The sequence below is a fragment of the Nonomuraea sp. NPDC049421 genome (assembly GCF_040677005.1).
In the GTDB taxonomy this organism is placed as follows: Bacteria; Actinomycetota; Actinomycetes; order Streptosporangiales; family Streptosporangiaceae; genus Nonomuraea; species Nonomuraea salmonea.
Window position 1 is genome coordinate 91455 of the sequence record NZ_JBFAQA010000019.1, and the last position, 26903, is coordinate 118357.

At 71.1% G+C, this 26903-nt stretch carries 25 protein-coding genes; 8 read left to right on the forward strand and 17 right to left on the reverse strand.

The features are described 5' to 3' along the window. The first annotated feature begins 298 nt into the window (after positions 1–298). Positions 299–2101 (forward strand): hypothetical protein, encoded by a 1803-nt coding sequence (locus tag AB0K18_RS29365; RefSeq protein WP_364920416.1) that lies wholly within the window; start codon positions 299–301, stop codon positions 2099–2101. A gap of 35 nt (positions 2102–2136) precedes the next feature. Here AB0K18_RS29365 and AB0K18_RS29370 read toward each other — a convergent pair whose 3' ends face one another. From AB0K18_RS29370 to AB0K18_RS29395, 6 genes are read right to left on the reverse strand one after another with little or no spacing between them, the layout of a single operon-like run. Further along, positions 2137–3294, reverse strand: a complete 1158-nt coding sequence (locus AB0K18_RS29370; RefSeq protein ID WP_364920419.1) for a lipid-transfer protein — start codon at positions 3292–3294, stop codon at positions 2137–2139. Beyond that, complete coding sequence (locus AB0K18_RS29375) at positions 3291–3677, reverse strand: MaoC/PaaZ C-terminal domain-containing protein (RefSeq protein ID WP_364920420.1); 387 nt, start codon at positions 3675–3677, stop codon at positions 3291–3293. Before AB0K18_RS29375 ends, AB0K18_RS29370 begins: the two co-directional genes overlap by 4 nt. Then, positions 3674–4579, reverse strand: a complete 906-nt coding sequence (locus AB0K18_RS29380; protein ID WP_364920423.1) for an OB-fold domain-containing protein — start codon at positions 4577–4579, stop codon at positions 3674–3676. Before AB0K18_RS29380 ends, AB0K18_RS29375 begins: the two co-directional genes overlap by 4 nt. After that, a complete protein-coding gene (locus AB0K18_RS29385) occupies positions 4576–5730 on the reverse strand; it encodes an acyl-CoA dehydrogenase family protein (protein ID WP_364920426.1) in 1155 nt (384 codons plus the stop codon). The genes AB0K18_RS29380 and AB0K18_RS29385 overlap by 4 nt, the downstream gene beginning before the upstream one ends. Next, on the reverse strand, positions 5730–6719 hold the full coding sequence (locus AB0K18_RS29390) for an acyl-CoA dehydrogenase family protein (RefSeq protein WP_364920429.1): 990 nt from the start codon (positions 6717–6719) through the stop codon (positions 5730–5732). Before AB0K18_RS29390 ends, AB0K18_RS29385 begins: the two co-directional genes overlap by 1 nt. Further along, positions 6719–8329 carry an AMP-binding protein gene (locus AB0K18_RS29395; protein WP_364920432.1) on the reverse strand — a complete coding sequence of 537 codons (1611 nt, stop codon included), beginning with the start codon at positions 8327–8329 and terminating at the stop codon, positions 6719–6721. Before AB0K18_RS29395 ends, AB0K18_RS29390 begins: the two co-directional genes overlap by 1 nt. A gap of 241 nt (positions 8330–8570) precedes the next feature. Between AB0K18_RS29395 and AB0K18_RS29400 the strand changes: the two genes are divergently transcribed. From AB0K18_RS29400 to AB0K18_RS29425, 6 genes are all read left to right on the forward strand, one after another. Beyond that, positions 8571–9167, forward strand: a complete 597-nt coding sequence (locus tag AB0K18_RS29400) for a TetR family transcriptional regulator (RefSeq protein ID WP_364920666.1) — start codon at positions 8571–8573, stop codon at positions 9165–9167. 267 nt (positions 9168–9434) lie between these two features. Continuing rightward, complete coding sequence (locus AB0K18_RS29405; RefSeq protein WP_364920435.1) at positions 9435–10424, forward strand: sigma-70 family RNA polymerase sigma factor; 990 nt, start codon at positions 9435–9437, stop codon at positions 10422–10424. A gap of 42 nt (positions 10425–10466) precedes the next feature. Further along, positions 10467–11582, forward strand: a complete 1116-nt coding sequence (locus AB0K18_RS29410; protein WP_364920437.1) for a steroid 3-ketoacyl-CoA thiolase — start codon at positions 10467–10469, stop codon at positions 11580–11582. A gap of 61 nt (positions 11583–11643) precedes the next feature. After that, positions 11644–12678 (forward strand): MBL fold metallo-hydrolase, encoded by a 1035-nt coding sequence (locus tag AB0K18_RS29415; protein ID WP_364920439.1) that lies wholly within the window; start codon positions 11644–11646, stop codon positions 12676–12678. Between the two features lie 25 nt (positions 12679–12703). Continuing rightward, a complete protein-coding gene (locus tag AB0K18_RS29420; RefSeq protein ID WP_364920442.1) occupies positions 12704–13384 on the forward strand; it encodes a FadR/GntR family transcriptional regulator in 681 nt (226 codons plus the stop codon). 55 nt (positions 13385–13439) lie between these two features. Next, positions 13440–14387 carry a DNA polymerase ligase N-terminal domain-containing protein gene (locus AB0K18_RS29425; protein WP_364920445.1) on the forward strand — a complete coding sequence of 316 codons (948 nt, stop codon included), beginning with the start codon at positions 13440–13442 and terminating at the stop codon, positions 14385–14387. Here the strand turns inward: AB0K18_RS29425 and AB0K18_RS29430 are convergent. The 7 genes from AB0K18_RS29430 to AB0K18_RS29460 form a co-directional block, all read right to left on the reverse strand. Beyond that, positions 14384–15322 carry an aldo/keto reductase gene (locus AB0K18_RS29430; RefSeq protein ID WP_364920447.1) on the reverse strand — a complete coding sequence of 313 codons (939 nt, stop codon included), beginning with the start codon at positions 15320–15322 and terminating at the stop codon, positions 14384–14386. The two genes, AB0K18_RS29425 and AB0K18_RS29430, sit on opposite strands and share 4 nt — an antisense overlap. Further along, positions 15322–16311, reverse strand: a complete 990-nt coding sequence (locus tag AB0K18_RS29435; protein WP_364920450.1) for an ABC transporter permease — start codon at positions 16309–16311, stop codon at positions 15322–15324. Before AB0K18_RS29435 ends, AB0K18_RS29430 begins: the two co-directional genes overlap by 1 nt. Further along, complete coding sequence (locus AB0K18_RS29440; protein ID WP_364920453.1) at positions 16308–17786, reverse strand: sugar ABC transporter ATP-binding protein; 1479 nt, start codon at positions 17784–17786, stop codon at positions 16308–16310. The genes AB0K18_RS29435 and AB0K18_RS29440 overlap by 4 nt, the downstream gene beginning before the upstream one ends. Beyond that, positions 17786–18808, reverse strand: a complete 1023-nt coding sequence (locus AB0K18_RS29445) for a sugar ABC transporter substrate-binding protein (RefSeq protein ID WP_364920456.1) — start codon at positions 18806–18808, stop codon at positions 17786–17788. Before AB0K18_RS29445 ends, AB0K18_RS29440 begins: the two co-directional genes overlap by 1 nt. Positions 18809–18928: 120 nt before the next feature. Further along, positions 18929–19669, reverse strand: coding sequence for an SDR family oxidoreductase (locus tag AB0K18_RS29450; protein ID WP_364920458.1), 741 nt, complete (start codon positions 19667–19669; stop codon positions 18929–18931). Beyond that, positions 19666–20961 (reverse strand): L-fuconate dehydratase, encoded by a 1296-nt coding sequence (locus tag AB0K18_RS29455; RefSeq protein ID WP_364920461.1) that lies wholly within the window; start codon positions 20959–20961, stop codon positions 19666–19668. The genes AB0K18_RS29450 and AB0K18_RS29455 overlap by 4 nt, the downstream gene beginning before the upstream one ends. Positions 20962–20969: 8 nt before the next feature. Beyond that, positions 20970–21815, reverse strand: coding sequence for a fumarylacetoacetate hydrolase family protein (locus AB0K18_RS29460; protein WP_364920463.1), 846 nt, complete (start codon positions 21813–21815; stop codon positions 20970–20972). A gap of 463 nt (positions 21816–22278) precedes the next feature. On the opposite strand from AB0K18_RS29460, the gene AB0K18_RS29465 reads away from it, so the two are divergent. Continuing rightward, a complete protein-coding gene (locus AB0K18_RS29465; protein ID WP_364920466.1) occupies positions 22279–23463 on the forward strand; it encodes a cytochrome P450 in 1185 nt (394 codons plus the stop codon). Between the two features lie 107 nt (positions 23464–23570). Here the strand turns inward: AB0K18_RS29465 and AB0K18_RS29470 are convergent, their stop codons facing one another. The 4 genes from AB0K18_RS29470 to AB0K18_RS29485 form a co-directional block, all read right to left on the reverse strand. Next, positions 23571–24359 carry a DUF559 domain-containing protein gene (locus AB0K18_RS29470; RefSeq protein WP_364920469.1) on the reverse strand — a complete coding sequence of 263 codons (789 nt, stop codon included), beginning with the start codon at positions 24357–24359 and terminating at the stop codon, positions 23571–23573. A 614-nt stretch (positions 24360–24973) separates the two neighbouring features. Next, positions 24974–25384, reverse strand: a complete 411-nt coding sequence (locus tag AB0K18_RS29475) for a DUF2000 domain-containing protein (protein ID WP_364920471.1) — start codon at positions 25382–25384, stop codon at positions 24974–24976. Positions 25385–25468: 84 nt separating this feature from the next. Then, positions 25469–26305 carry an SRPBCC domain-containing protein gene (locus AB0K18_RS29480; RefSeq protein WP_364920474.1) on the reverse strand — a complete coding sequence of 279 codons (837 nt, stop codon included), beginning with the start codon at positions 26303–26305 and terminating at the stop codon, positions 25469–25471. After that, on the reverse strand, positions 26298–26876 hold the full coding sequence (locus AB0K18_RS29485; RefSeq protein WP_364920477.1) for a helix-turn-helix domain-containing protein: 579 nt from the start codon (positions 26874–26876) through the stop codon (positions 26298–26300). Before AB0K18_RS29485 ends, AB0K18_RS29480 begins: the two co-directional genes overlap by 8 nt. Positions 26877–26903 lie beyond the last annotated feature (27 nt).

Here is a 26903-nt window from a genome sequence, read left to right on the forward strand (position 1 = left end):
TCGGGCTTCGGGAGGCAGCGCCGCAGCCCCCGTGCCACGACCGCCGCATGATCTGCTGGACCCACAGACTACGGTGACCCTGACCGGCCTGTCCTCCCGGGTTTTCCTGAAACGCTTCACTTGCCGCATCACTGAAAACCTGTGTAAAGACCGGATATTCCTGGCAATTCCGCATCTGGTAGTGCGCCGGACCACGCCAGTTGGCATGATTACCCTCACGAATCCTGACGCATCAGCTCACAACCTCCTGACGCGCCCCTCACCCCCCAGCGTCCGCATCCAGCAAGGGACCGGCCACGTGTCTCAGCCGCTCACCGATCAGCGCCAGCGCGCCGAACTGATCGCAGAGCTCTACGACCGCCACGCCGCCGGGCTGTTCGCGTACTGCGCCGACCAGCTCGGGGATCTCGGCGCGGCGTCCGACGTCCTGGCGTCCGTGCTCAACGGCGTCCCGGCCACCGCTCCGCCGCGTGCCGCGCTCTACGCGTTCGCGCGCCGCGAGATCCACCGCAGGGACATCGTCTACTCTCCCCCCACCGTCGACCCGCTCATCGACCCGGCCACCGCGCTCGTCGAGCGCTCCCTGCGCGAGCTGCGCCCGCACCAGCGCGAGGTGCTCGTGCTGTGCGCGGTGTGCGGGCTCAGCAAGGCCGAGCTGGCCTGGGTGCTCGACGTCGCGCCCGACACCGCCGAGGAGCTGGCGGTCGGAGCGGGACACCAGCTCAGGCAGGCATTGGGCACCGCGCTCGCCTCCACCGGGGTCCGGCTGCCCAAGCCGATCGCCGACGTGTACGGCGCCCTGCGGGTCGCGCCGCTGCCCGACGTGCTGGGCCGCCTGCCGTGGCCGCAGCCGCCGGGTGCGCTGCGCATCCACTTCGCCGGCTCGCGCCCCGCCGCGCCCGGCCCGCTGTTCACCAAGCCGCGCTGGCCGAGCCCGCCCGTCTGGCCGCAACCGCTGGCCGACGCCGACCCGGCCACCAGCACGGTGATCTTCCCGGCAGAGCTGCTGACGCCGCCCGCGTCGTCGCACCGGCCCGAGCACGACGCCACCACGGCGCCGATGCCGAAGCTGCGCGATCCGCTCAGGCCGCCGGGCGACGTACTCGATCCCGGTGTGCCGCTGCGCGACCCGCTCGGCTCGACCCGCGCGTTCAAGGACCCGCGGGCCGGCCGAGGTCCGCTCGGCGGGTCCGCGCGTGATCCGCGCGACGCCGGTGACGTCCTCGCCTGGTCCGGTACGTCGGGCGGGCAGCCGGAGCGGCCGTTCTACCTGGCCGAGCCCGAGCCCAACGCGGCCGACCCGTTCGCGACGGGTGACGTGATCCTGCCGAAGGACGCGCCCGATCCGTACATGACGGGTGACGTCCTCGTCCACCAGGGTCCTGCCCGGCCGGTCCCGCCGCCGCCGCGGGGCGACCGGCGCCAGCCGTCGCTGGAGCCGCAGCCCACGCCCGAGGAGTTCCGCCGCCTGCCCGAGATGCCTTCAGGGGCGGCTCGGACGGACGAGCCGGTCCACGAGCCCGCCGCGCCGCTGTTCAAGCCGCGCTCCCGCCCGTCCGACCGGCCCCAGAAGTCCGGCGGGACGGGCAAGCCGGGCCACCGCGCGACCGGCGGCAAGGCCCCGGGCAAGCCGGCCAGGCCGGCCAGGCCGGCCGAGGGCAGACCTTCGAGCGAGCCCGTCTACCGCCTGCCCGAGCGCCCCGCCACCCCCGAGCCGGAAGCGGCCGCCGCCCGCGAAACCCCGTGGAGCAGCGGCCAGAAGACCAGGACCGCTCGGGAATTCGGGCAGGAGAGCAGGCGAGGAGCCCTGCGGGAGACCGGGCGGGAGACCGGGCGGGAGACCGGGCGGGAGACCGGGCGGGAGACCGGGCGGGAGACCGGGCTGGAGGCGGGGTGGCAGGAGGCGTCGCTGATCGCGCCGCGTCCCGTACGCGCCCGTCCCGTCACCAAGCGCCGCCCTGAGGTGACCCCGCGCCCGCCGAAGCAGCGCCGCCGCAAGAACCGCCACTACGACTGGGTGTGGGAAGTGGTCGGCTTCCTGCTGTGCGTGGCGATCGCGATGATCGTCTTCTTCTCCATGCCGGTCTTCGTCAACCCCTGACCGCCCCTGACCGCCCCGTGACGCCGCCGGGGCGGTCAGCCGCCGGACAGGATCAGCCCGCTCGTCGGCACTCCCGTCCCGGCGGTGACGAGGACGTTGGCGACGTTCTGCACCTGGTTGGCGGCCGTCCCCCTGATCTGGCGGACGGCCTCGGCGATGCCGTTCATGCCGTGGATGTACGCCTCCCCGAGCTGCCCTCCATGCGGGTTGACCGGCAGCCGCCCGTCCAGCTCGATGCCCTCGTCGCGCACGAAGCCCGCCGCCTCGCCGCGCCCGCAGAAGCCCAGCTCCTCCAGCTGGGTCAGCACGAACGGGGTGAAGTGGTCGTACAGGATGGCCGTCTGGACGTCGGCCGGCGACAGCCCCGACTTCGCCCACAGCTGGCGCCCGACGACGGACATCTCGGGCAGTCCGGTCATGTCATCGCGGTAGTAGCTGGTCATCATCATCTGCTCGGCCCCCGCCCCCTGCGCGGCGGCCGCGATCAGGACCGGTGACCTGCGCAGGTCGCGGGCGCGCTCGGCCGAGGTGACGACCAGGGCCACCGCGCCGTCGCTCTCCTGGCAGCAGTCGAGCAGGTGCAGCGGCTCCACGATCCACCGGGACGCCTGGTGCTCCGCCAAGGTGATCGGCCGCCCGTGGAACCAGGCGGCCGGGTTCGTGGCGGCGTGCCGGCGCATGGCCACCGCCACCCGGCCGAAGTCCTCGGAGGTGGCGCCGTACACGTGCTGGTAGCGGCGGGCGAACATGGCGACCCAGGCGGCGGGCGTCATCAGCCCGTACGGCACGTGCCAGCTCATCTCCAGCCCCTGCGAGGTGGGCTGCCCGCTCAGCCCCGAGTTGGGCTGCCCGAACCGGCGCCCTGAACGCTCGTTGAAGGCCCGGTAGCAGACCACCGTGCTCGCCATGCCGGTCGCCACCGCCATGGCCGCGTGCGCGACCGTGCCGCAGGCCGCGCCGCCGCCGTACTCGACGCGGGAGAAGAAGGTCAGCTCGCCGATGCCGGTCTCCCTGGCCACGGCGATCTCCTGGTTGCTGTCCTGGGTGAAGGTGACCAGGCCGTCCACGTCGGAGGGCGACAGGCCGGCGTCGTCCAGCGCCGCCAGCACGGCCTCGGCGGCCAGGCGCAGCTCGGAACGTCCCGACCGCTTGCTGAACTCGGTGGCGCCGATGCCCGCGATGGCGGTGTTCACTGGCTCTCCCCCTGGATGAACGTGACGGTCGCGGTGGCGTGGTCGCCGAGGCTCACCCGGCCGCGCACCCGCACGGCCGTCGCGCCGTCCGCGCCCTCGACGACCGTGCCGCTGAAGGTCAGCCGGTCCCCCGCGTACGCCGGCACGCCCAGCCGTACGTCGATGGCCTTGATCATCGCGCCGGGGCCCGCCCAGTCGGTGACGTACCGCTCCACCAGGCCCATCGTGGTCAGGATGTTGAGGAAGATGTCCTTCGAGCCCTGGGCGCGGGCCAGCGCCGTGTCGTGGTGGACGGGCGTGAAGTCCATCGTGGCCAGCGCCGTCGAGATCACCATGGTCGGCGTCAGCTCGATCGTCAGCTCGGGCAGCGTCGTCCCGATCATGCGGGCTCCCATCTCGGCAGCACCAGCTCGGCGTCCATCGCGTCGAACCGCACCCGTAACCGCATCCCGACCTCCACGTCCTCGGGCGGGCAGCCCACGACGTCGCCCACGACCCGGACACCCTCCGGCAGCTCCACCACCCCCACCACGAACGGCGTCTCCCGTCCCGGCACCGGCGGATGGTGGTGCACGACGTAGCTGAACAGCACGCCCTCGCCGCTCGCCACCGTGTGACCCCGGTTGGCGGAGCGGCAGCGCGGGCAGAGCGGGCCCGGCGGGTGGCGCCGCTCGCCGCATTCGGCGCACGCCTGGATGCGCAGCTCGCCCTGCTTCGCGCCCTCCCAGAAGAACGCGGTGTCGTCGTTCACGGCCGGCCGCAGCGGGTACGGCTTCCGCTCCTCGGCCTGTTCCCTGTCCGGGGGGCGGAACTTGAGTACGCGGAACATCATCGTGGCGACCGGCTCGTCCTCGTCGGTGTACCAGGTGACGTTCCAGGTGGTGAAGTAGCCGGTGCCCAGCGCCGTGCGCTTCGGCCCGGCGAACCCCGACAGCCGGGTGGCGGGGGTGAGCCGCTCGCCCACCCGTACGTGGCGGTGGTAGGTCTGCTCGCAGTTCGTCGCCACCACGCCCGTGTAGCCGGCGCGGTCGAGCGCGGCCAGGAGGTCGTCGACCGGCGAGCGGTCCCTGCCGCCCGGCCCGCGCATGGTCCACACCTGCGCCATGGCGGGCGGGGCCAGGCCGCGGTCGAGGTAGGCGGGGTTCGTGTCGCCCATGGCGGTCAGCCAGTGCCGGATCATGGGGACGTTGACGGGGTCGTCGGCCGGCGTGCCGCGTACCTCGCCGAGCGCCGCCTGCTTGGCGGCCAGCTCGTGCAGCTCCTCCTCGCCGAGCACCCCGCTCATCGGGGCGGCCTCGGCAGGCTCAGGCCGAGCATGGCGATCAGCTCCCGCTGCACCTCGTTCACCCCGCCGCCGAACGTCAGCACCACCGCCCCCTTGCTCGCGTGGTCGGTGCGCTCGATCAGCTCGGCGGTCTCGGGGTCGGCCGGGTCGCCGTACCTCGCCAGCACGTCCCCCACGATCCTGCCGACCTCCTGCATGCGCTCGGAGGCGTAGATCTTGGTCGCGGACGCGTCCGGCGCGCCCAGCCAGCCGAGGTCCATGTTGGCCGCGACCTGCCAGTTGAGCAGCTCGTTCGTACGGAACGCGGCCCACACCGCGGCCAGCGCCCGCCGCACGCCCGGCTCGGCGTCCAGCCCCGTGCGCCGCGCCCAGGCGAGGAACCTGTCGTAGGTCTGCCCGATGTTGCCCGCGGGGCCGAGCGTGACCCGCTCGTGGTTGAGCTGATTGACGATGAGGTCCCAGCCGCGGTCCACCTCGCCCACCACCATGTCCACCGGCACGCGCACGTCGGAGTAGTAGGTGGCGTTGGTGTGGTGGCGGCCGTCCATGGTGACGATCGGCGTCCACGAGAAGCCGGGGTCATCGGTGGCGGCGATCATCATCGTGATGCCCTTGTGCCGCTTGGCCGTCGGGTTCGTACGGGCGGCGAGCCAGATGTACTGGGCGTAGTGCGCGCCGCTGGTGAAGATCTTCTGGCCGTTGACGACGTAGTGGTCGCCGTCCAGCACCGCCGTCGTCCGCAGCGCGGCCAGGTCGGTGCCCGCCTCTGGCTCGCTGTAGCCGATCGCGAAGTGGCACTCGCCGGCCAGGATGCGGGGCAGGAAGAAGTCCTTCTGCTCCTGGGTGCCGTACTGCATGAGCGTGGGGCCCACCGTCTGCACGGTGATGATCGGGTACGGCACTCCCGCGCGGGCGATCTCGTTGGCGAAGATCTGCTGCTCCAGGGGGCCGTAGCCGCCTCCGCCGTACTCCTTGGGCCAGCCGAGGCCGAGCTTGCCGTCCCTGCCGAGCCGGCGGCAGTGCTCCATGTACGCCTCGCCGAACGGATCGTCGGCGATCTTGGCCCGGTCTTCGGCGGTCAGGCAGGAACCGAAGTACTCGCGCAGCTCGTCGCGGAGCCCGCGCTGCTCGGGGGTCAGGTCGATGAGCATCAGACGAGCGCTCCGATCAGGTCGAGCTGGGCGTCGGCGCCGCCGAGCAGGTGCGACAGGTGCTTGGCCTGGGCGAAGTAGCGGTGCAGCGGGTAGGTGACGTCGAGTCCGAGCCCGCCGTGCAGGTGCTGGCAGGTGTAGAGCGCCTTGACCGCCTCCCCCACCTGGTACGCCGCCAGCGCCAGGTCCTGCTCGGCCGGCAGCCCCTCGGCCAGCCGCCAGGCCGCCGACCACATCGCCACGTCGAGCGCCCGCCCCGCGATGTAGACGTCGGCGATCTGCATCGTCACGGCCTGGAACTCGGCCAGCGCCCGCCCGAACTGCCTGCGCTCCTTGATGTAGCCGGTGGTCAGCTCCAGCGCCCCCGCCAGCACCCCGCTCGCCTGGGCGGCGACCGCGGCCATGAACACCTGGACGGCGTCCCGCGCCCCCTCGGGCCCTGCCACGCGTTCGGCCGGGGTCGCGTCCAGCACGATCGTGGCGGCCGGCTCGCCCGTCGAGGTGTGCTCCGGCGTGCCCGCCAGGCTCTCCACCAGGAACAGCCCCTCGTCCGCCGTCACCAGCACCCCGGCGCCGTCCGGGTGCGGCACGCCCGTCTTGCGCCCGCTGACCTCCCACCCGCCGCTCACCTCGCGGGCGGTGGTGCGGGGCGGGTCGGCCAGAGGGCCGCCGGCTTCGCGCAGCGCGAGGGTGAGCCGGGCGCCGGGCGGCCGCTGCCGGTCGGGGGCCGCGTGCCGGGCCAAGAGGAGCTGGCCCGCGAGCACCGGCAGGGCGGGCACCGGGGCCGCGCGGGCGCCGACCTCGCGCAGCACCACGGCCATCTCCACCGGGCCGAGCCCCGCGCCGCCCGCCGCCTCGGGCACGCACACGCTGAGCAGCCCGGCCTGCCACAGCCGCTCCTCGTCCCCTTCCTCCGGCCCTTCTCTCGACAGGACATCGGCCGCCAGCTGCTTCAGCTCCCGCTGGGTTTCGTCCAGGTTGAAATCCACTACGTCTCCAAGAGGTGTCGCCTGCCGTGCCGTACGAAGTCGTCCTCGATGCCCTTCACGTCCGCGTCGGTGAGCGGACGGAAGCCGTGCCGCGTGCGCCACCAGACGGGGTCGGCGGTGCGCCACGCCTCGCGGGCGAGGTGCCGCTTGACGACCTTGTGCGAGGGTGTCTGCGGCAGCTCGCGGGCGATGCGGACGTAGCGGGGCAGCGCCTTGACGCCCAGGTCGGCGCGGCCGGCCAGGAAGCCGGTGAACGCCTCCGGGTCGAAGCCGCCCTCCAGCACCAGCGCCGCCATCACCTGGTCGCCGGCCGCCGCGTCGGGCACCGGGTAGACCGCCGCCTCCACCACCCCGGCGAACTCGCGTAACGCCGCCTCGATGGGCGCCACGGCGAGGTTCTCGCCGTCCACGCGCAGCCGTTCCGTGCCTCGTCCCGCGAAGAAGACGTGGCCTTCCGCATCGGCGTAGGCCAGGTCGCCGGACCAGAACGCGCCGTCCCTGACCCGTTCCGCGTCCGCCTCCGGGTCGTTGTAGTAGCCGTCGAACAGCCCCAGCCCTGCCGTGTTCACCAGCTCGCCGACCGCTTCCTCCGCGTTGAGCAGGCGGCCGTCCTCGATCCTGGCGGGCGGGCAGGGGCGGCCGGTGAACGGGTCGAGGATGTGGACGCCGTCAGGGAGCCGGCCGAGGGAGTCCGGCGGGCCCGTGGGGTCGGGAGTGAGCGAGATGGCCGTCTCCGTCGACCCGAACGCGTCGATCACCCGGCACCCGAACCGCTCCCCGAACCGCCTGGTCGCCACCGCGCTGCCCTCGTTGCCGAACGCGATCCGCAACGGGTTGTCGGCGTCGTCGGGGCGCTCCTCGGTGGCGAGCACATAGGAGAGCGCCTTGCCGACGTAGTGGAGGTACGTGGCGCCGTACCGTCTGATGTCGGTCAGCAGCCCCGTCGCCGAGAAGCGTCGCCGCAACACCAGCCGGGCCCCCGACGCGACGGCCGGGGCGTACGCGGCCATGAGCGCCCCCGAGTGGAACAGCGGCATCGAGCAGTAGACGGCGTCGTCGGGGCCGAGCATGGCCGCCAGACTGACCCCGGGCACGGCCAGCTTGCGCTGCGTGACCCGGACAGCGCGCGGCCGCCCCGAGGTCCCCGAGGTGAAGATCAGCATCACCAGCTCGCCCCCCTGCGGGTCAGCACGCTCCTGATCGGCGGAGGAAGCGTGCGGAGGCGAGTTCATGGCGAGCGGGTGGGACTCCAGCCCCAGTTCCCTGGAAACCTCGGTGGCCAGGTCCGTGAAGGGGGTGTCGGCCAGGAGCAAGGTGACGTCGGTGGCGCGGGCGTCGCGGATCAGCTCCGGGGCCGGGCGGGTGGGGTTGAGCGCCACCACCACGTGGCCGGCCAGCGCCGCGCCGCCGATGAGGAAGACCAGGTCGGGAACGTTCTCACTCAACACACCGACGTGCGTGCCAGGGCCGTGCGCGGACAGGCGGGCGGCGGCCTCGTGACAGGCGACGACGTGCTCGCGCCACGTCCACACCCTGTCCTCGAACACGAGCCCGGGGCGGTCGTCGTGGGCGCGTGCGGTCAGCAGGGAGGCGAGCGTGTCCGCGGTCATCGCTCCTCCAGCAAGCGCTAGGTAAGCCGATTCGCAAACTAGAACAGATTCTAATGTCTGTCCAGCGGCCACCTATCTACATAAGGCCGGATATATCCGTGTAACGCCGGAGACATGGGCCTATAGGGCCGGTTTGTGACCCGCGAGTAACAAGCCGCGTCAAGAAGAAATCAGATAACGTGTTCTCATGCGTTCCACGCACGCCACCCCCGCGGCGCCCCCCAGCGACTCCGAGGGCACCATGGAGAACGGTTCCACCCCGGGCGGGCACAGCGTCCGCACCCGCAGCCAGCACCAACGCCGCAAGCGCATCGTCCAGGCCGCGGCGGCGCTGGCCTCACGCGGCGGTGTCGAGGCCATGCAGATGCGGACGGTGGCCGAGCGCGCGGGCGTGGCGCTTGGCACGCTCTATCGCTACTTCCCGTCCAAGATGGACCTCGTCGTCGCCGTCGTCGGCGAGGAGATCGACCTGCTGGAGAGCAGCATCGAGCGGCGCCCGCCGGGTGCCGCGACTCCGGCCAGCCGCGCGGTCGACGTGCTGATGCGGGCCACCAGGGGGCTCATGCGCGAGCCCGAGCTGGCCGACGCGCTCATCCGCTCCCTGATCATGGCCGAGGTTCAGACCCCCTTCGGCGACCGCATGACCGGCCTGCTGCTGCGCGTCTCAGCCGACGGCCTGACCCTGCAAGAGGCGACCGAGGAGCAGGTCGACCTCGCCGGCTCCCTGGCCAGCGTCTGGGTCCAGGAGCTGCTGGAGATGCTGCGCGGCCGCCGCACGTACGACGAGATCCAACGCCGCATCGAAACGGCCGCCGCCCGCCTCCTCGCGGACATCTGACAGATCGAAAACGACCCGGGGCCGGGCCATCGCCCGCCCACCCCTCCCCCGCCGCCGCGCAACCGGTCCTTCCGGGGGAAGGGGTGAGGTTCTCCCCCGCCGTCGAGGACCCCGCTCCATCGGCGCCCACCCCTTACCCGCTGTCGGTGATCCTGAGCGGTCCCCGCTCTCGTCGTCGGGTGGGGCGGGCTGGTGTGTCTGGTCTCTTCTTTCTTCTCCGGAGGGGATTTTGGGATTCTGTCGGTGGCGGGGGCTATACAGGGGGGTATGACCGACAAGCCGACGAGTGAGGACTTCCTCCGCCAGGCTGATCCCATGCGGCGCGAGTTGCTCGCGCACTGCTATCGCATGATGGGTTCGGTGCACGACGCCGAAGATCTCGTGCAGGAGACCTACCTGCGCGCGTGGAAGGCGTACGAGGGCTTCGAGGGGCGTTCGTCCCTGCGCACGTGGCTCTACCGCATCGCGACCACCACGTGCCTGACGGCGCTCGACAGCCGTTCCAGGCGCCCCCTGCCGACCGGGCTCGGCGCTCCCAGCCAAGAGGCCGCCGCGCCGCTCGTCCGCGACGACGAGGTGCCGTGGCTGGAGCCCGCGCCCGACGCCCTGACGGGTGCCGGCGCCGACGACCCGGCCGCGATCGTGACCTCGCGCGAGAGCATCAGGCTCGCGCTGATCGCCGCGCTGCAGCACCTGCCGCCCCGCCAGCGGGCGGTGCTGGTCCTGCGCGACGTGCTCAAGTGGAAGGCCGCCGAGGTGGCCGAGGCGGTCGGGGTCTCGACGGCGGCGGTCAACAGCCTGCTGCAGCGGGCCCGCGCCCAGCTCGACGAGGTGGCGCCGAGCATCGACGACCCGGTCGAGCCGCTGACGTCCGAGCAGCGCGACCTGCTCGACCGCTACGTCGCCGCGTTCGAGAACTACGACGTCGACGGCCTGGTCCACCTGTTCACCGAGGACGCGGTGTGGGAGATGCCGCCGTTCACCGGCTGGTACCAAGGTCCCGAGTCGATCGCCGAGCTCACCAGGACGCAGTGCCCGGCGGAGCGCGCGGGTGATCTGCGGCTGGTCCCGGTCGCGGCGAACGGCCAGCCGGCGTTCGCGGTCTATCACCGCAAGGACGGCGTCTACGGCCGGTTCGCCATCATGGTGCTCACCTTGTCGGGCGACCGGGTCAGCCACGTCGGCATGTTCTTCGAGGAGCAGCTGTTCGAGACCTTCGGCCTGCCGCCGAAGTGGGAGGGTTCCGCAACGAAGTAGAACCAGTTACAGTCGCGCCAGAGCTTAATTCTGGAGGCGGCTGTGGGCACACCCGTGATCGTCGAGGCCGTACGCACACCGATCGGCAAACGAGCCGGCTGGCTGGCGGAGCTGAAACCGCAACAGGTTCTGGCCACGGCGCTGAACGGGCTCGTCGATCGGGCGGGCATCGACCCGGCGATCGTCGAGCAGGTGTTCGCCGGCTGCGTGACGCAGGCGGGCGAGCAGGGGGGCCACGTCGGGCGGCACGCCTGGCTCTATGCCGGGCTGCCCTACCAGACGGGGGTCACCACCGTCGACGCCCAGTGCGGCTCGTCGCAGCAGGCGGTGCACCTGGCGGCGGCGCTGATCGGCGCGGGCGTGATCGAGGCCGGCGTCGGCTGCGGCGTCGAGGTCATGAGCCGGGCGCCGCTGGGCAGCAACGTACGCCCCGCCAGGCCGCGCCCCGACGACTGGGCCATCGACCTGCCCGACCAGTTCACGGCGGCCGAGCGCATCGCCGAAAGGCGCGGGCTGACGCGTGAGCGGCTCGACTGGTTCGGGGCGCGCTCGCAGCGGCTGGCGGCCAAGGCGTGGGCCGACGGGCGGTTCGAGCGGGAGATCGTGCCGGTGGGCGGCGTCCGCCGGGACCAGGGCCTGCGCGAGACCACCGTCGAGGGGCTGGCCGCGCTGAAGCCGGTGGTGGAGGGCGGCCTGCACACGGCAGGCACGTCCTCGCAGATCTCCGACGGCGCGGCGGCCGTGCTGGTGATGAGCGAGACGGCGGCGCGGCGGCACGGCCTGCGGCCCAGGGCCCGCATCCTGGCGCAGGCGCTGGTGGGGGCGGAGCCGTACTACCACCTCGACGGGCCGGTGGCGGCGACGGCCAAGGCGCTCGCGTCGGCCGGGATGACGATCGGCGACATCGACAGGTTCGAGGTGAACGAGGCGTTCGCGTCTGTCGTGCTGTCGTGGGCGAGCGTGCACGAGCCCGACTTCGACCGGGTCAACGTCAACGGCGGCGCGATCGCGCTCGGCCACCCCGTGGGCGCGACGGGCGCCCGGCTCATCACCACGGCGCTGCACGAGCTCGAACGCTCCGATTCCAGCACCGCGCTCGTCTCGATGTGCGCGGGCGGCGCACTGGCCACCGCCACCATTCTGGAACGAATCGGCTGAACGGGTATCCGAGTGCCGCAGCAGGCGCTCTTACCCACGAACCACCACGAATCGGGGGCAGATGAAGACCAGGCGCAGACCGTACGCTGAGCAGCGTCCGCAGGATCTCGGCGGCGGCGTGTGGAGCGTGCCGGTGCCGATCCCGGGGAACCCGCTCGGCTACACGCTCGTCTACGCCGTCGAGTCGCCCAGGGGCCCGGTGCTGATCGACGCCGGCTGGAACCACCCCGACGCCTGGGACGCGCTCGCCGGCGGCCTGGCCGCGCTCGGCATCGACGTGAGCACGGTGAGCGGGGTGGTCGTCACCCATTTCCATCCCGACCACGCCGGGCTCGCCGGGCAGGTGCGCGAGGCGTCCGGCGGCTGGATCGCCATGCACGAGGACGACGCCGCGCTGGTCAGGCTCATGACCGAGTACGCGGCCGGCGAGCACGACGACTTCCAGGGCGACATGCTGCGCCGCGCGGGAGCCGACCCGGGCGAGGCCAGGCAGGTCATGGGCACCAGGCCCGCGCCGCCCGCCCTGCCCGACCGCGAGCTGCGTGACGGCGACCTGGTGGACTTGCCGGGCCGCAAGCTGCGGGCGTTCCACACGCCTGGCCACACACCGGGACACATCTGCCTGCATCTGGAGGACGCGGACCGGCTGTTCACCGGTGATCACGTCCTGCCCGACATCACCCCGCACGTGGGGATCTATCCGTACGATCGCGACGACGTCGATCCGCTCAGCGACTTCCTGAACTCGCTGGACCGGATCGGCGACCTCTCGGCGGCCAGTGGCCCGCTCGACGCTCTCCCCGCCCATGAGTGGATATTTTCGGATGTTGCGGCGCGCGCCGCCGAGATCCGCCACCATCACGAGGAGAAACTCGAACGGCTGCGCGCCCTCCTGGCCGGGCAGGCGCAGCCGCTGACCATCTGGGAGGTCGCCGCGATGATGACGTGGAACCGGCCGTGGGACGAACTGCCCCCGGTCCTGAGGGGCATGGCGGCCGGGGAGGCCGCGGCCCATCTGCGTACGCTGGAGGCGCGCGGTCAGGTTCGTCGCCACGCGGGGGTCGATCCGGTCCGCTTCCAGGCTCTAGACTCCTAGACATCCGATGTCTAGGGAGAAGAGCGTGGCGGTCACCGACGCGGCCATCGACAAGATCAAGCAGATGATCGTCTCCGGCGAGCTGGCGCCAGGAGACCGCCTGCCCAAGGAGGCCGACCTGGCCGAACGGCTCGGCCTCTCACGCAACTCGCTGCGCGAGGCCGTCAGGGCGCTGTCGCTCATCAACGTCCTCGACGTACGCCAGGGCGACGGCACGTACGTCACCAGCCTCGAGCCCCGGCTGCTGCTCGACACCATGTCGTTCGTGCTCGACCTGCACCGCGACGACACCGTCCTGCAGTTCTTCGAGGTCCGGCGCATCCTCGAGCCGGCCGCCACCGCGATGGCCGCAGAACAGATGACCGACGCCGACGTCGAGGAGCTGCGGGTGATCCTCGACAAGCTGCCCGAGCGGCCGACGGTCGAGGAGCTGGTGGCCAACGACCTCGAGTTCCACCACCGCATCGCGCAGGGCTCGGGCAACAGCGTGCTGTGCTCGTTCATCGAGAGCCTGTCGGGGCCGACCACCCGGGCCAGGATCTGGCGCGGCCTCACCCAGGAGGGCGCGATGGACAAGACCCGCGAGCAGCACAGCGCGATCTACGAGGCCATCGCCGGCCGCCAGGCCGACGTGGCGCGCTCGTGGGCGACCGTGCACGTCGCGGGGGTCGAGGCGTGGCTGCGGCGGGCCCTGGACATGGACTGACACATCGGAGGATTAGCCGCGATCAGCCTGCGTGGCAGCGGGTAGTACCGGTTCTGTGCCCGACAAACTGACGCATTATCGGAGCAAACGCGACCCCGGCCGCACGCCTGAGCCCATCCCCGATGCCCCCGGCGGCACCCCCGGCGGCAACGCGTTCGTCATCCAGGAGCACCACGCCCGGTCCCTGCACTGGGACCTGCGGCTCGAACGCGACGGCGTGCTCGTCTCGTGGGCGGTGCCCAAGGGGCTGCCCGCCGACCCTGACACCAACCATCTCGCCGTGCACACCGAGGACCACCCCATGGAGTACCTCACCTTCCACGGCGAGATCCCCAAGGGCGAGTACGGCGGCGGCACCATGACCGTCTGGGACACCGGCACATACGAGACGGAGAAGTGGTCGGATCGCGAGGTCAAGGTCGTGCTGAACGGCGAGCGGGCCTCCGGCCGGTTCGTGCTGTTCCGTACGCGGGGCAAGAACTGGATGATCCACCGGATGGGCTCGGCCGTCCGCGACCCGTTCCCCGGCCTCGCCCCCATGGAGGCGACCCCGCGTTCCCGGCCGCCCAAGGACGTCTCGGCGTACGCCTTCGAGTTCGCGTGGGGCGGGCGGCGGCTGCTCGTGCCGATCGACGGCGGGCGTACCGAGGCGGCCGGCGAGCACCCCTGGCTGCGCGGGCTGGCCGAGTCGTTCGGCAGCCGCACGGCGGTGCTGGACGGCGAGCTGGTCACGCTCGGCGGCGCCGAGCTGCTCGTCTTCTACGACCTCCTGTACGACGACGGCCACACGCTCACCGGCGAGCCCTACACGGTGCGCCGCGCCGCCCTGGACGCGCTGGCCCTCACCGGCGCCCACTGGCAGACCGCCCCATCGTGGCCCGGCGACCTGGCCCCGGTCCGCCAGGCCGCCCGCGACCAGGGCCTGCCAGGCGTGGTGGCCAAACGCCTCGACTCACCGTACGAACCGGGCCCGTCAAAGCACTGGCTCTTCCTGAAGTCCTAGAGCAGGCCTTCCGCCGTGAGGTCCGTCCACAAGGACTCGGGGACTGGGCGATCCAGGAGGGTGGTGTTCTCCTGGACCTCCTGGGGGGTGCGGGCGCCCACGACGATCGTGGTCACCGCCGGGTGGCGGAGGGGGAAGGCCAGCGCGGCCTGGGGCAGGGTGACGTCGTGGCGTTCGCAGACCGCGGCGATGCGCCGCGCCTTCGCCACCAGATGCTCGGGGGCGGGCAGGTAGTCGAAGGTGCCCGCGGGCTCGTGCGTGGCGAGCAGGCCGCTGTTGAAGACGCCGGCGGCCAGCACCGCGACGCCCCGCCGCGCGCACTCCTCCAGGAGCGGCAGGCCCGACTGGTCGAGCAGGGTGTAGCGGCCGGCCAGCATGACCACGTCGATGTCGGTCTCGCGGACGAACCGCAGCGGCACCTGCCACTGGTTCATGCCGACGCCGACCGCCCGGATCCGCCCCTCGGCGCGCAGCTCGGCCAGCGCCGGATACGCCTCCTTGATCGCCTGGTCGGCGTGGTCGTCGGGGTCGTGGATGAAGGCGATGTCCACACCGGGCAGCTCGAGGCGGGTGAGGGACTCGGCGAGCGACGTGCGTACGCCATCGCCGGAGAAGTCCCACACCCGCTCCAGGTAGTCGGGCTCGTCGAAGCCCAGCTCCGCGCGCCCGCCCTGCTCGGAGGAGGTGACGGTGACCGGCCGCAGCAGCCGGCCCACCTTCGTGGACAGCAGGTAACCCGACCGGCCGGCCAGCGCCGCGCCGATCCGCCGCTCCGACACGCCGAGCCCGTAGTGGGGCGCGGTGTCGTACAGGCGGATGCCGCTCTGCCAGGCGGCCTCGACGGTGGCCCGCGCCTGGTCCTCGGCCACCGCGTCGTACAGGTTGCCGATGGGCGCGCCGCCGAAGCCGACGCGGGGCAGGTCGATCCGGTCCATCAATCCTGCGCCTTTCCGCCGGCGATCCTGCTGATCATGAGTGCGATGAGGATGATCGAGCCGTAGATGACCGGCTGCCAGAAGCCGGACACCCCGATGAGGGTGAGGATGTTCTGCACGAGGCCGATCACCAGCACACCGGTGAGCGCGCCGAGGATGGTGCCTTTGCCGCCGTCCATGCTGACACCGCCGATGACGGCCGCGGCGAACACCATGAAGATCCAGCCGACGCCCTGCTGGTTGCCGATGGCGCCGAGGCGGCCGGTCTCCAGCACGCCGGCCAGCGCGGCGAGCGTGCCGCCCAGGATGAACACGCCGTACAGGACCCGATCGACCCGGATGCCGGCGGCGCGGGCGGCGTCGAGGTTGCCGCCGATCGCGTAGAGCGCGCGGCCGAGCCGCAGGTAGCCGAGGCCGAAGATGCCGGCCGCGAACAGCACGCCGGCGATCCAGATGGCGGCGGGCAGGCCCAGCCACATGGCGCTGCCCAGGTAGAGGATCGAGTCGGGGAGCTCGAACAGCGTCTTGCCCTCGGTCGGCCCCTGGAGCAGCCCGTGCACGATGATCAGCATGGCCAGCGTGACGATGAACGCCGACAGCTGGAACCGTACGATCAGAAAGCCGTTGAACGCGCCGATCGCGGCTCCGACGAGCAGCGCCAGCGGGATCACCAGCACGCCGGGCAGGCCGATGCCGAAGCCGCCCGCCGACACCGGGATGACCAGCATCACCGCGATCGCCGGCGCGGTGCCGACCGTCGACTCCAGAGACAGGTCGAACTTGCCGGCGATCAGGATCATCGCCTCGGCCAGCACTAGCAGCGAGATCGCGGCCTGCTGCTGGAGCACGTTCGTCAGGTTGCCCGCCGTCAGGAAGGTCGGGTCGAGGAACGCGCCCACGACGAGCAGGAGCACGATCACCGGGACGAGCGTCAGATCGCGGAACTTGGCCAGCCGCACCCGCGGCGCGGGAGCCGTCAAAGCAGTCACTCTTCTATGCCTTCCATCACGGCCACGAGCTCGTGGTCACTCCAGCCACGCGGCACCTCCTTGACGACCCTGCCGTGGAACATCACCAGCACCCGATCGCAGATCCGCAGGTCGTCGAGCTCGTCGGAGACCACCACCGCCCCCGCGCCGCGCTCGACGGCGTCCTCGACGGCGCCGAGCAGGGCCTGCTTGGCCTTGACGTCGACGCCGGCGGTCGGGTTGATCACCACCAGCACGGCCGGATCGTCCACCAGCGCCCGTGCGAACACCACCTTCTGCGCGTTGCCTCCTGACAGGTCGCCCACCGGCTGGTCGGGCCCCTCGGTCTTGATGTCGAGGGAGCCGATCAGTCGCTCGGCCTCGGCGCGGCGCCGCGCGGGCGAGACCATGCCGAAGCGGCCCAGCTTGCGGGCGATCGGAAACGTGGCGTTCTCCCCCACCGACAGCAGCGGCACGAAGCCCTCGTGGTGGCGGTCCTCCGGGACGAACCCGAGCCCGGCCCGCATGGCGGCGGGCACGTCGCCCGGCCTGACCTGGGTGCCGTTGACGGTGACCGTGCCGGCGTCCGCTTTGCGCAGCCCCACCAGCGTCTCCGCCAGGCCGACCTTGCCGCTGCTCGCCGACCCGGCCAGGCCGACGACCTCGCCCGACCTGACCGCGAGATCGACGCCGGTGTAGCGGCCGGCCAGCGACAGCCCGGCGCCCTCCAGCACGACCCGCTCGGCCGGCGTGTGCTCGCGGGCCTCGTACGCCGCCGTCGCCTCGCCGGTCATCGCGGCCACCAGCTCGTCGTGCGGCAGCCCCGCGACCGGCCTGGTCAGGACGTGCCGGGCGTCGCGGAACACCGTGACGCTCTGGCAGATCTCGTAGACCTCGTCGAGGTGGTGGGAGATGTACATCATGGTCACGCCCTGCTCGCGCAGCGAGCGCATGCGCGCGAACAGGCGCTCGATCGCCGGGCCGTCGAGCCGCGCGGTCGGCTCGTCCAGGATGATGAATCGGGCGCCGAACGACAGCGCGCGGGCGATCTCCACGAGCTGGCGCTGCTCGACGCTCAGGTCGCCGGCCAGCGCCTGCGCGTCCACGTCCACCTCGTACGTGTCCAGCAGCTCCCTGGCCCTGGCCCGCAACGCCCGCCAGTTGATCGTGCGCCCTTCGGACTGGCGGTTGAGGAACAGGTTCTCGGCCACCGTCAGCGCCGGGATGATCGTGGACTTCTGGTAGACGCACGCCACCCGCCGCCGCCAGGCGTCCCGGTCGCCGAGCGCGGGCGCGGGCTCGCCCGAGAAGCGCACCTCGCCCTCGTCCGGCCGTTGCAGCCCGGTCAGGATCGACACCAGCGTGGACTTGCCGGCGCCGTTCCTGCCGACCAGCGCGTGCGTCTCGCCCTCGGCGATCGTGATGCCGGCGCCGTCGAGCGCGGTCGTCGGGCCGAAGCGCTTGACCACGTTCCTGGCTTCGACGTGGGTGCTCATCACTTGACCTGGTTGCCCCAGAGGGCCTGGTCGTCCACGTTCTCCTTCGTCACGAGCGGCGCGGGGAGCTGGTCCTCCAGGCCGTTCGGCAGCTCGATGATCGTGCTGTCGTGGTCGGTCGGGCCGGGCTTGAACGTCTTGCCCTCGGCGGCGGCCTTGGCGTAGAAGAGGGCGTACTTGGCGTACAGGTCGGCCGGCTGCGAGACCGTCGCGTCGATGTCGCCCTTGCGGATCGCCTCGAACTCCTGCGGGATCCCGTCGTTGGAGATCACGAAGATGTGCTTGGGGTCGTCGGTGGGGAGCAGCAGGCCCTTCTGCTTGAGCACCTGCAGCGTCGGCGCCAGGTGCACGCCGCCCGCGTGCATGTAGATCCCCTTGATGTCGGGGTTCTGCTCCAGGCGGGTCTGCAGCATCGACGCCGCCTTCGTGCCCTCCCACTCGGTCGGCTCGCTGAACACCGTGATGCCGGGGAACTTGCTCTTCATGCAGTCGAGGAACGCCTCCGACCTGTCGCGGCCGTTGATCGAGCCGAGCGAGCCCTGCAGCTGCACCACCTTGCCCTTCCCGCCGAGTTTCTCGCCGAGGAACTCGCACGCCTTGGTGCCGTACGCGCGGTTGTCGGCGCGGACGACCATGTAGACGTCGCCCTTGTCGGGGCGGGTGTCCACGGTGACGACCGGGATCTTCTTGTTCTCCAGCTGCTGCAGCGTGGTGGCGACGGCGCCGGTGTCCTGCGGGGCCATGACGATGACCTTGGCGCCCTGGCCGACCAGCGCCTGCACGTTGTTGACCAGCTTGGCCACGTCGTTCTGCGAGTTCGTGGCGGGCATGAGGTCCACCTTGAGCTCACCGGCCATCTGCGGGACGTACTTGATGTAGGAGTTCCAGAAGTCGGAGTCGGCGCGGGGATGGTCGATGCCGATCTTCCCGCCGCCGCCTCCTTCCGCCGTCGTGCCGCCTGCACCGCACGCGGTCACGACCGCCAGCATGGCCGCTGCCGCGACCGCCCGTCCGATCTTCATGGGGGGTACCTTCCTTAGTTGCCTGGCCCTCTGGTGGGAGGGCCGTCGGCCGGCGGCCTGCGGGGCCGCCGGCCATCGGTCGGCGCATTTACGGCCGTGCCGCCCTTCGGCGGCGGCTGTTCAGTTGGCGGGGCGCAGTCGCAGGCCCTGCATGCCGCCGTCCACCGCGAGCGCGGTGCCCGTGGTCGAGGCGGACTCGGGGCTCGCGAGGTAGGCGATCGCCGCGGCGACCTCCTCGGCGCTGACCAGGCGGCCCATCGGCTGCCTGGCGTTGAGCGCCGCGCGTTCGGCCTCGGGGTCGTCGGCCGCCTCCAGCAGCCTGCCCACCCACGGGGTGTCGGCGGTGCCCGGATTGACGCAGTTGACCCTGATGCCCTCGCGTATGTGGTCGGCGGCCATGGCGAGCGTCAGCGATTGCACCGCGCCTTTGGTGGCGCTGTACAGCGCCCGCTGGGGCAGCCCCGCGGTGGCCGCGACCGAGCAGGTGTTGACGATCGCGGCATGCTCCGACCTGCGCAGGTACGGCAGCGCCGCCCGCGCGACCCGGACCATGCCGAGGACGTTCACGTCGAACACCCGATGCCACTCACTGTCCGGGTTGTCCTCGATCGTGCCCTGGGCGCCGATACCGGCATTGTTGACCAGCACGTCGATGCCGCCCAGCCGCTCGGCCGCCTCCGCCACCGCGGCGCGTACCGCGGCGTCGTCCGTGACGTCGGCCTTGATGCCGATGAACGGCTCACCCGGCGGGTTGAGGTCGAGGCAGGCGACCCGCATGCCGCGCACCGCCAGCGCCGACGCCGCCGCCAGGCCGATCCCCGAGCCGCCGCCGGTCACGACCGCCTTCAGCGCGTCACTCATGCGTCCCTCCAGACCTCGCCACCGGGGAAGGTGTGGGCGGCGATCGACTCCTCGCGCAGCTCCGCGCTGAACCCGGGGCGCGACGGGGCCGCGTACCTGCCGTCCTTGATGACCACCGGGTCGACGAAGTGCTCGTGGAGGTGGTCGACGTACTCGATGACGCGGCCGTCCATCGTGCCGGTGACCGCCACGTAGTCGAACATCGACAGGTGCTGCACCAGCTCGCACAGCCCCACGCCGCCCGCGTGCGGGCACACCGGCACCCCGAACTTGGCCGCCAGGAGCAGGATCGCGAGGTTCTCGTTCAGCCCGCCCACCCTGGCGGCGTCGATCTGCACGTACGACAGCGCCTCGGCCTGCAGCAGCTGCTTGAAGACGATGCGGTTCTGGACGTGCTCGCCGGTCGCCACCGGGATCGGCGCGATGCCCCGCGCGATCGCCGCGTGCCCCAGCACGTCGTCGGGGCTCGTCGGCTCCTCGACCCAGTGCGGCTCGAACTCGCGCAGCGCGTTCACCCACTCGATGGCCGAGCCGACGTCCCAGCGCTGGTTGGCGTCGATGGCGATCGGGAAGCCGGCGCCGCACACCTCCCTGGCCACCCTGAAGCGCCGCCTGTCGTCCTCCAGGTCCGCGCCCACCTTGAGCTTGATCTGGCCGAAGCCCTGCTCAAGCGCCTCCTTGCAGAGCCGGCGCAGCTTCTCGTCGTCGTAGCCGAGCCAGCCTGGCGACGTCGTGTACGCCGGATAGCCCGTCTCCTGCAGCCGCGCGATGCGCTCGGCCTTGCCGTCCTCCGCCGTGCGCAGGATCTCCAGGGCGTCGTCCCTGGTCAGCGCGTCGCTCAGGTAACGGAAGTCGATCAGTTCGACGATCTCCTCCGGCGACATGTCCGCGAGCAGCCGCCAGAGCGGTTTGCCGGCCCGCTTCGCCTTCAGGTCCCACAGCGCGTTGACCACGGCGGAGATCGCCATGTGCATGACGCCCTTCTCCGGGCCCAGCCAGCGCAGCTGCGAGTCGTTGACCAGCTCCTTGTAGAGCGCGCCGAGGTCCTCGACGTCCTTGCCGATCACGTACGGCCGCAGCGCGCCGATCGCCGCCGTCTGCACGTCGTTGCCCCGGCCGATGGTGAACGCGAACCCGTGGCCCTCGTGTCCGTCGTCGGTCTTGAGCACCACGTACGCGGCGGAGTAGTCGGGGTCGGGGTTCATCGCGTCGGAGCCGTCGAGCTCGCGCGACGTCGGGAAACGCACGTCGTGCGTCTCCATGCCCACGATCCGGTACGTCGGGGTCGTCATGCCTGCCGTCATGCCTGCCCCACCGTCTGCCGCTGCCGGCCGAGGCCCTCGATCTCCAGCTCCATGACGTCACCCGCGCGCAGGTACGGCTGGCCCGGCATGCCCATGGCGACGCCGGCCGGGGTGCCCGTGTTGATCACGTCGCCCGGTTCCAGCACCATGAACTGACTCAGGTACCGGACGACCTCCGCCACGTCGAAGATCATGTTCTTGGTGTCGCCGTCCTGGCGCAGCTCGCCGTTCACCCACAGGCGCATCGCCAGGTTCTGCGGGTCGCCCACTTCGTCGGCCGTCACCAGCCAGGGGCCCAGCGGGTTGAACGTCTCGCACGACTTGCCCTTGTCCCACTGGCCGCCGCGCTCAAGCTGGAACTCCCGCTCGGAGACGTCGTTCGAGATCGCGTACCCGGCGACGGCCTCCAGCGCCTCCTCCCGGCTGCCGAGGTAGCGGGCCTCCCGCCCGATCACGATGGCCAGCTCCACCTCCCAGTCGGTCTTCACGCTGCCGCGGGGCACGAGCACCTCGTCGTACGGGCCGACCATGGTGTTGCTCGCCTTCATGAACACCACCGGCTCCGCCGGGACCGCCGCGCCCGACTCGGCGGCGTGGTCGCTGAAGTTCAGCCCGATGCACACGATCTTTCCCGGCCGCGCGATCGGCGCCCCGACCCTCAGCCCCTCGGCCTCCACGACGGGCAGGTCGCCCCGCTCCAGCGCCTCTCTGACCCGCGCCACTCCCCCGGAGGCGAGAAAAGCCCCGTCGATCTCGGGTACGCCAATGTCACGCAGGTTGCCAGCGTCGTCCATGACCACCGGTCGCTCCTGGCCGACAGGTCCTACTCGCAGCAGCTTCACACCGCATCCTTCACCTATACATCGGATGTCTCGCCTCACGATGCTCGTGCGGCAAAGTGCAACGTGTCAAGAGGCGCGGGGTCGTCCGATGTTTCCAGGCGAGCCTCGGGACCGATACCTAGGGGACGGATGAGGCGCCACGCACCTCGAAAAACCACCCTCTCGCCCCAACCCGGACCCCACCCACCGTGGCGCTCGCCCTCGCCCGAAGAACATCCGGATATAACCGAAACGCCACCCGATATACCCCTTTCGCCTTTCCTTCCCGCCATCACATTCGCCCCCCGCCAAGCCCGCCACCAGCACCAGCAGGGGCACGTCGAAAGCGCATCCGGAGCGCACCCGGAGCGCATCCGGAGCCATCCGCACCCCTCCTTGACGGGCGTACAGTGGCGTAATAGAACACGTTTCAAGTACGGTGTCGATGACCCAACCAAGCGCTTGACCTACGAGGTGACCCCGCGTGCACATCGACCTGGTCGACAGGGACCTATACGCCACCGCTGGACCACCCCACGCCCAGCTCGCCTGGCTGCGCGCGAACTCTCCGGTCCACTGGCACGAGGGCGACCCGGGTTTCTGGGCCGTGACGCGCTACGACGACGTCGTCCACGTCTCGCGCCACTCCGAGCTCTTCTCCTCCCATCGCAGGCTCGCCCTCTTCGACGAGCTGGAGGAGGACCAGATCGCGCTGCAGCGCCTCATGATGCTCAACCAGGACCCGCCCGAGCACACGCGCCGGCGCGCCCTGGTGAACCGGGGCTTCACCCCGCGCACGATCGGCGCCCTCGAACAGCACATCCGCGACATCTGCGACGACCTCCTCGACAAGGTCACGGGCGAGGTCGACTTCGTCACCGAGGTCGCCGCACCCCTCCCTCTGTACGTGATCTGCGAACTCCTCGGGGCCCCGGTCGAAGATCGCGACAAGCTGTTCAACTGGTCGAACCGCATGATCGGCGCCCAGGACCCCGATTTCGCCCCCACCCCGGAAGAGGGCTCGGACGCGGCCATGGAGGTGTACGCGTACGCCAACCAGCTGGCCGCCCAGCGCAAGGCCAACCCCAGGAACGACATCGTCACCCGGCTGCTCCAGCCCAACGAGAACGGCGAGACGCTCGCCGAGGATGAGTTCGACCTGTTCGTCCTCCTTCTGGTGGTGGCCGGCAACGAGACCACGCGGAACGCGGCCTCAGGCGGCATGCTCGCCTTCTTCGAGCACCCCGCCCAGTGGGACCGGCTGGTAGCCGACCCCACGCTGGCGAAGACGGCCGCCGACGAGATCGTCCGCTGGGTCTCCCCCGTGAACCTCTTCCGCCGTACCTCGACCGCCGACCAGGTGCTCGGGGAGAAGGAGATCAAGGCGGACGACAAGGTCGTCGTCTTCTACGCCTCCGCCAACCGCGACACCTCCGTCTTCCCGGACGGCGACGTCTTCGACATCGGCCGCGACCCGAACCCGCACATCGGGTTCGGCGGCGGCGGCGCCCACTTCTGCCTCGGCAACCACCTCGCCAAGCTGGAACTCCGCATCCTCTTCGAGCAGTTGGCCCGCCGTCACCCCCGCATCCACCAGTCAGCCGCACCCCGCCGCCTCCGCTCGAACTTCATCAACGGCATCAAGGAACTCCCCGTGAGAATCGGCTAGCGCCCCTCGGCCACCCTCTATGGCGAACGTGGGGCGCCCATCCGTGGGGCGTCCGTTGGCAGGGCCAGGGACCGTTGGCTGTGTGATTCGCCGATGACTGCGCTGGGTTAGCGGTAGCGGGGTTTGCGGCGGGCGGCGCGGATTCGGGAGAGGATGCGGGTCGTTCCTTGGGGGCCGGGTTGCCAGCCTTGTTCGATCAACGTGTTGGCCACCTGGTGGAGGAGGTCGGCTATCTGGGCGGGGATGACGTCTCGGCGGACGGTTATCACTCGCCAGCCGTGGCGGCGCAACTCCTCTCGCCTGTCCGCGTCGTGTTGCTGGTCGGCGGGTGAGGTGTGGTGTTCGCGGCCGTCGTACTCCACGGCGACCTTGTACTCCTCCCAGCCGAGGTCGAGGTAGGCGGAGCGGTCTTCGCTCAGTTGCACCTTGATCTGGGTGGTCGGTCTGGGAAGGCCGCCGTCCACGAGGATCACCCGTAGCCAGCTTTCCCTGGGTGAGGCGGCTCCTCTGTCGGCGAGGCCGAGGGTGTCGCGCAGGCGCCAGGAGTTGAGGGGGCGGTGCCACAGGGCTTCCAGGTCCACGCCTCGGCGGGCGAACTGGTCGAGGATGGCGACCGCTTCCGGGCGGGGTAGCCGGCGGGCGCAGTCGAGAGCCGTGCGTTCCATGGTGGTGAGGCGGACGCCTTTGTGGCCGGTGATGTCCTCTTGCGGGAGTGGGGTCAGGTAGGTCACGCAGCCGGGGATCGCCAGGTGGGTGGGGGCTGTCACCTCGACGGGCCACTCGTGGTCGGGAGTGGCCGTGATCTGGAGGCCCCAGATGTGGGCGGCTGTCTGACCGCAGACGACGGCGTGCGGGACGGCCATGGTGATGCTGCGGGCCCGCTCGATCAGGGGCACGGGGGCGGGTGTCCGTCCTGAGCGTGAACGGGGCGGCAGGCCCACGAGCTCTTCTGATCGACCCGCAGGCTTCTCAGGCCGATCCGCAGGCGCCTCCGCTCGCCTCGTGAGTGCTTCTGGTCGGGTGGCGACGGTCTCTGGTCGCCCGATGCCTGTCTGCGGTCGCCGCGCGAACGCGGGTGGTTGTTCCGCGGGCGGGAGTGGTTGTTCTGGGAGCGGTAGGAGCTGGGGCGTCTTGGTCGGTTTGGGGTGGGTCGTGGGCTGGGGTGTGGGGGTGGTAGGCCGGGGCGTGTGGGGCGTGGGCTGGGCGCTGTGGGTGGGGGGCTGGGGTGTGTGGGTGGTGGGGCGGGTCATGGCTTGAGGATGGCGGCTCGGGGCCGCAGAACCAGGGCCGAATGCGGTTCTGTGGATGAGGGGGGTCATCCACAGAACCGCATTCGGTTCGAAGGTGGCTGGTGCCGAAAGCGGCTGCCCCCTGCGACCAGTCCCTGCGCCACTCCGCGGCCGGTCCCTACGGCCACTCTGCGCTGGTCTCCGCAGTCACTCTGCGGCTGGTCCCTACGGCCACTCTGCGGCCGGTCCCTGCGGCCGCTTTGCGGGCGACCTTCCTCGCGTCAGGGGTGGAGGGTGAGGCCCTTCAGGGATTTGTCCATCGGGGTTTTGGGGCCGTACAGGGCCAATCCGACCAAATTGAGGTCCTCGGCCGGGTACGCGCGTACGGCGGCCCGGTTGTCCTCGTCGTTGCCCGTCTTGAACATGTCCTCCGTGTAGACGGCCACGCCCAACCCCCGTCCCACGGCCTTCTCGCGGACCGTGCGCAGCGTGGCGAGGTCCGCCTGGTAGATGACCACGGGCTGGCGGAACATCGGCAGGTACGTGTTCCCCGACCCGTCCTCGTAATCGTCCCCCATCACCTCCGCCCGCCCGCCGGCGATGGCGCTGGCGAGGAAGGCGGTGACGTTCAAGCGTTGCCAGGCGGCGAGGTCCGAGCGGACGACGATGCCGATCTTGGTGTCGAAACGCATGGTCAGCAGCATTCCGGGCCGATAGGGCCTTGTCTTGAACGCTCGTGCGCCGGCCCAGAGACCCGGCACAGAGATCCGGCACAGCTACGCGGTGATGATCGGCTGCCAGTTCGGGATCTCGTGGTAGCGGCGCAGCTCCGCCAGCCCCGACACGAACCCGCCCCACGCCGCGTACGGCGGCCGCGACTCGTCGAAGCCGCTCTGCACCAGCGTCAGTCGCGTCTTACCGCCGGACCCCTCCAGCTCCCACGAGCCCACGCCGTTCTCGCCCCAGCCGACCGAGAGCTTGCGGTCCGGCTCCAGCTCCAGGATCCGCGCGGGGTCGGGGTCGTTGTCGAAGCCGCCCATGGCGAACCGCCCGCCGACCTGCGGCTCGATCTCGATGGGGAAGCCGAACCACTTGGAGACCGCCTCGGAGGACGTGAGCGAATCGAAGACCTGCTCGGGCGAGGCCGCGATCTCGACGGTGGTGCGCATCTCCGCCGAGGTGAAGTCGATCTTGTCGGTGAGCGGGCGGCCTTCGAGGTGCTCGGCGAGGTTGGTGAGCACCAGGCACCAGTACGTCTGCAGCACGCCCCTGATGCTCTTGCCGGTGATGACGTCCTGGAAGTCGAAGTGCGTCTGCGACAGCGTCACCACGGTGTGCTCGCCGTCGGCCTCCCAGGTCAGCTCGCTGGTGGTCTCCTCGCCGTCGAGCAGCCAGGCGAAGCGCAGCGTACGCTCGTCGGCGTGCAGCAGCCGCTGGTGCGGCGCGTCACCCTCGGGCGTCGTACGCCCCCAGAACCCGAAGCGTCCCTCGGCGAGGTTCACGTCCACGTGCTCGGCCAGCCACCCGCGCAGCGCCTCGGGGTCGGTGAGCGCGCGGCGCACCTCCTCGACGCCGGCGGGGATGCGGGCACGCACGGTCAACGGCTCAGACATCGTCTCGTTCTCCTTCTGACTGGGGTGCGGCATGGGGGTAGCAGGCGATGGCCAGCTTGAAGGCGTCGCCTTCGTCCCCGCCGTATCGGGTGAAAAGGTCCTGCAGCAGGGTCTGCAGCTCGTTCAGGAACTCCTGTCGTCGCTCAGGGCGCACGTGGATCTCGCCGGACAGCCCGATGGACGGCAGCTCAGGGGCGCTGCGGTCGAGCGCCGCGATGTCGGCCTGCACCTCCTCCATGAGGTCGAGCAGGTAGCCGAGGCTCAGCTCGTCGCGGGCCTTGCGCAGCCCGATGCGGCCGACGAGGCGGGGCGACAGCCAGTACGACCGCGCGCCCGCCTGGTAGATGCCCTCGTGGACGCCGCGCACCTTGCGCTCGGCCACCTGGTCCACCAGGCCCGCGTCGACCAGCCGCTTGACGTGGTAGTAGACCCGCTGCGGCGTCTGGCCGAGTCGCTCCGCCACCTCTGAGCAGGTGCGGGGCTCGGCCAGCTGCCGCAGCACCTCCACGCGCTGCGGCTTGAGCAGGGCTTCTGCCTGCTCGATCTCTTCCAGGTACAGGACGTCTCTCATCGCAAAAACAATCCTTTACGTAAAAAC

Bases quoted from the DNA above. Each gene is read 5' to 3' on its own strand.
- AB0K18_RS29375 (WP_364920420.1), bottom strand. From the start codon at position 3,677: ATGATCGGGACGACGCTGCCCGAGCTGACGATCGAGCTGACGCCGACC.
- AB0K18_RS29380 (WP_364920423.1), bottom strand. From the start codon at position 4,579: ATGAGCGGGGTGCTCGGCGAGGAGGAGCTGCACGAGCTGGCCGCCAAG.
- AB0K18_RS29385 (WP_364920426.1), bottom strand. From the start codon at position 5,730: ATGCTCATCGACCTGACCCCCGAGCAGCGCGGGCTCCGCGACGAGCTG.
- AB0K18_RS29395 (WP_364920432.1), bottom strand. From the start codon at position 8,329: ATGACCGCGGACACGCTCGCCTCCCTGCTGACCGCACGCGCCCACGAC.
- AB0K18_RS29400 (WP_364920666.1), top strand. From the start codon at position 8,571: ATGGAGAACGGTTCCACCCCGGGCGGGCACAGCGTCCGCACCCGCAGC.
- AB0K18_RS29405 (WP_364920435.1), top strand. From the start codon at position 9,435: ATGACCGACAAGCCGACGAGTGAGGACTTCCTCCGCCAGGCTGATCCC.
- AB0K18_RS29415 (WP_364920439.1), top strand. From the start codon at position 11,644: ATGAAGACCAGGCGCAGACCGTACGCTGAGCAGCGTCCGCAGGATCTC.
- AB0K18_RS29430 (WP_364920447.1), bottom strand. From the start codon at position 15,322: ATGGACCGGATCGACCTGCCCCGCGTCGGCTTCGGCGGCGCGCCCATC.
- AB0K18_RS29440 (WP_364920453.1), bottom strand. From the start codon at position 17,786: ATGAGCACCCACGTCGAAGCCAGGAACGTGGTCAAGCGCTTCGGCCCG.
- AB0K18_RS29445 (WP_364920456.1), bottom strand. From the start codon at position 18,808: ATGAAGATCGGACGGGCGGTCGCGGCAGCGGCCATGCTGGCGGTCGTG.
- AB0K18_RS29450 (WP_364920458.1), bottom strand. From the start codon at position 19,669: ATGAGTGACGCGCTGAAGGCGGTCGTGACCGGCGGCGGCTCGGGGATC.
- AB0K18_RS29455 (WP_364920461.1), bottom strand. From the start codon at position 20,961: ATGACGACCCCGACGTACCGGATCGTGGGCATGGAGACGCACGACGTG.
- AB0K18_RS29475 (WP_364920471.1), bottom strand. From the start codon at position 25,384: ATGCGTTTCGACACCAAGATCGGCATCGTCGTCCGCTCGGACCTCGCC.
- AB0K18_RS29480 (WP_364920474.1), bottom strand. From the start codon at position 26,305: ATGTCTGAGCCGTTGACCGTGCGTGCCCGCATCCCCGCCGGCGTCGAG.
- AB0K18_RS29485 (WP_364920477.1), bottom strand. From the start codon at position 26,876: ATGAGAGACGTCCTGTACCTGGAAGAGATCGAGCAGGCAGAAGCCCTG.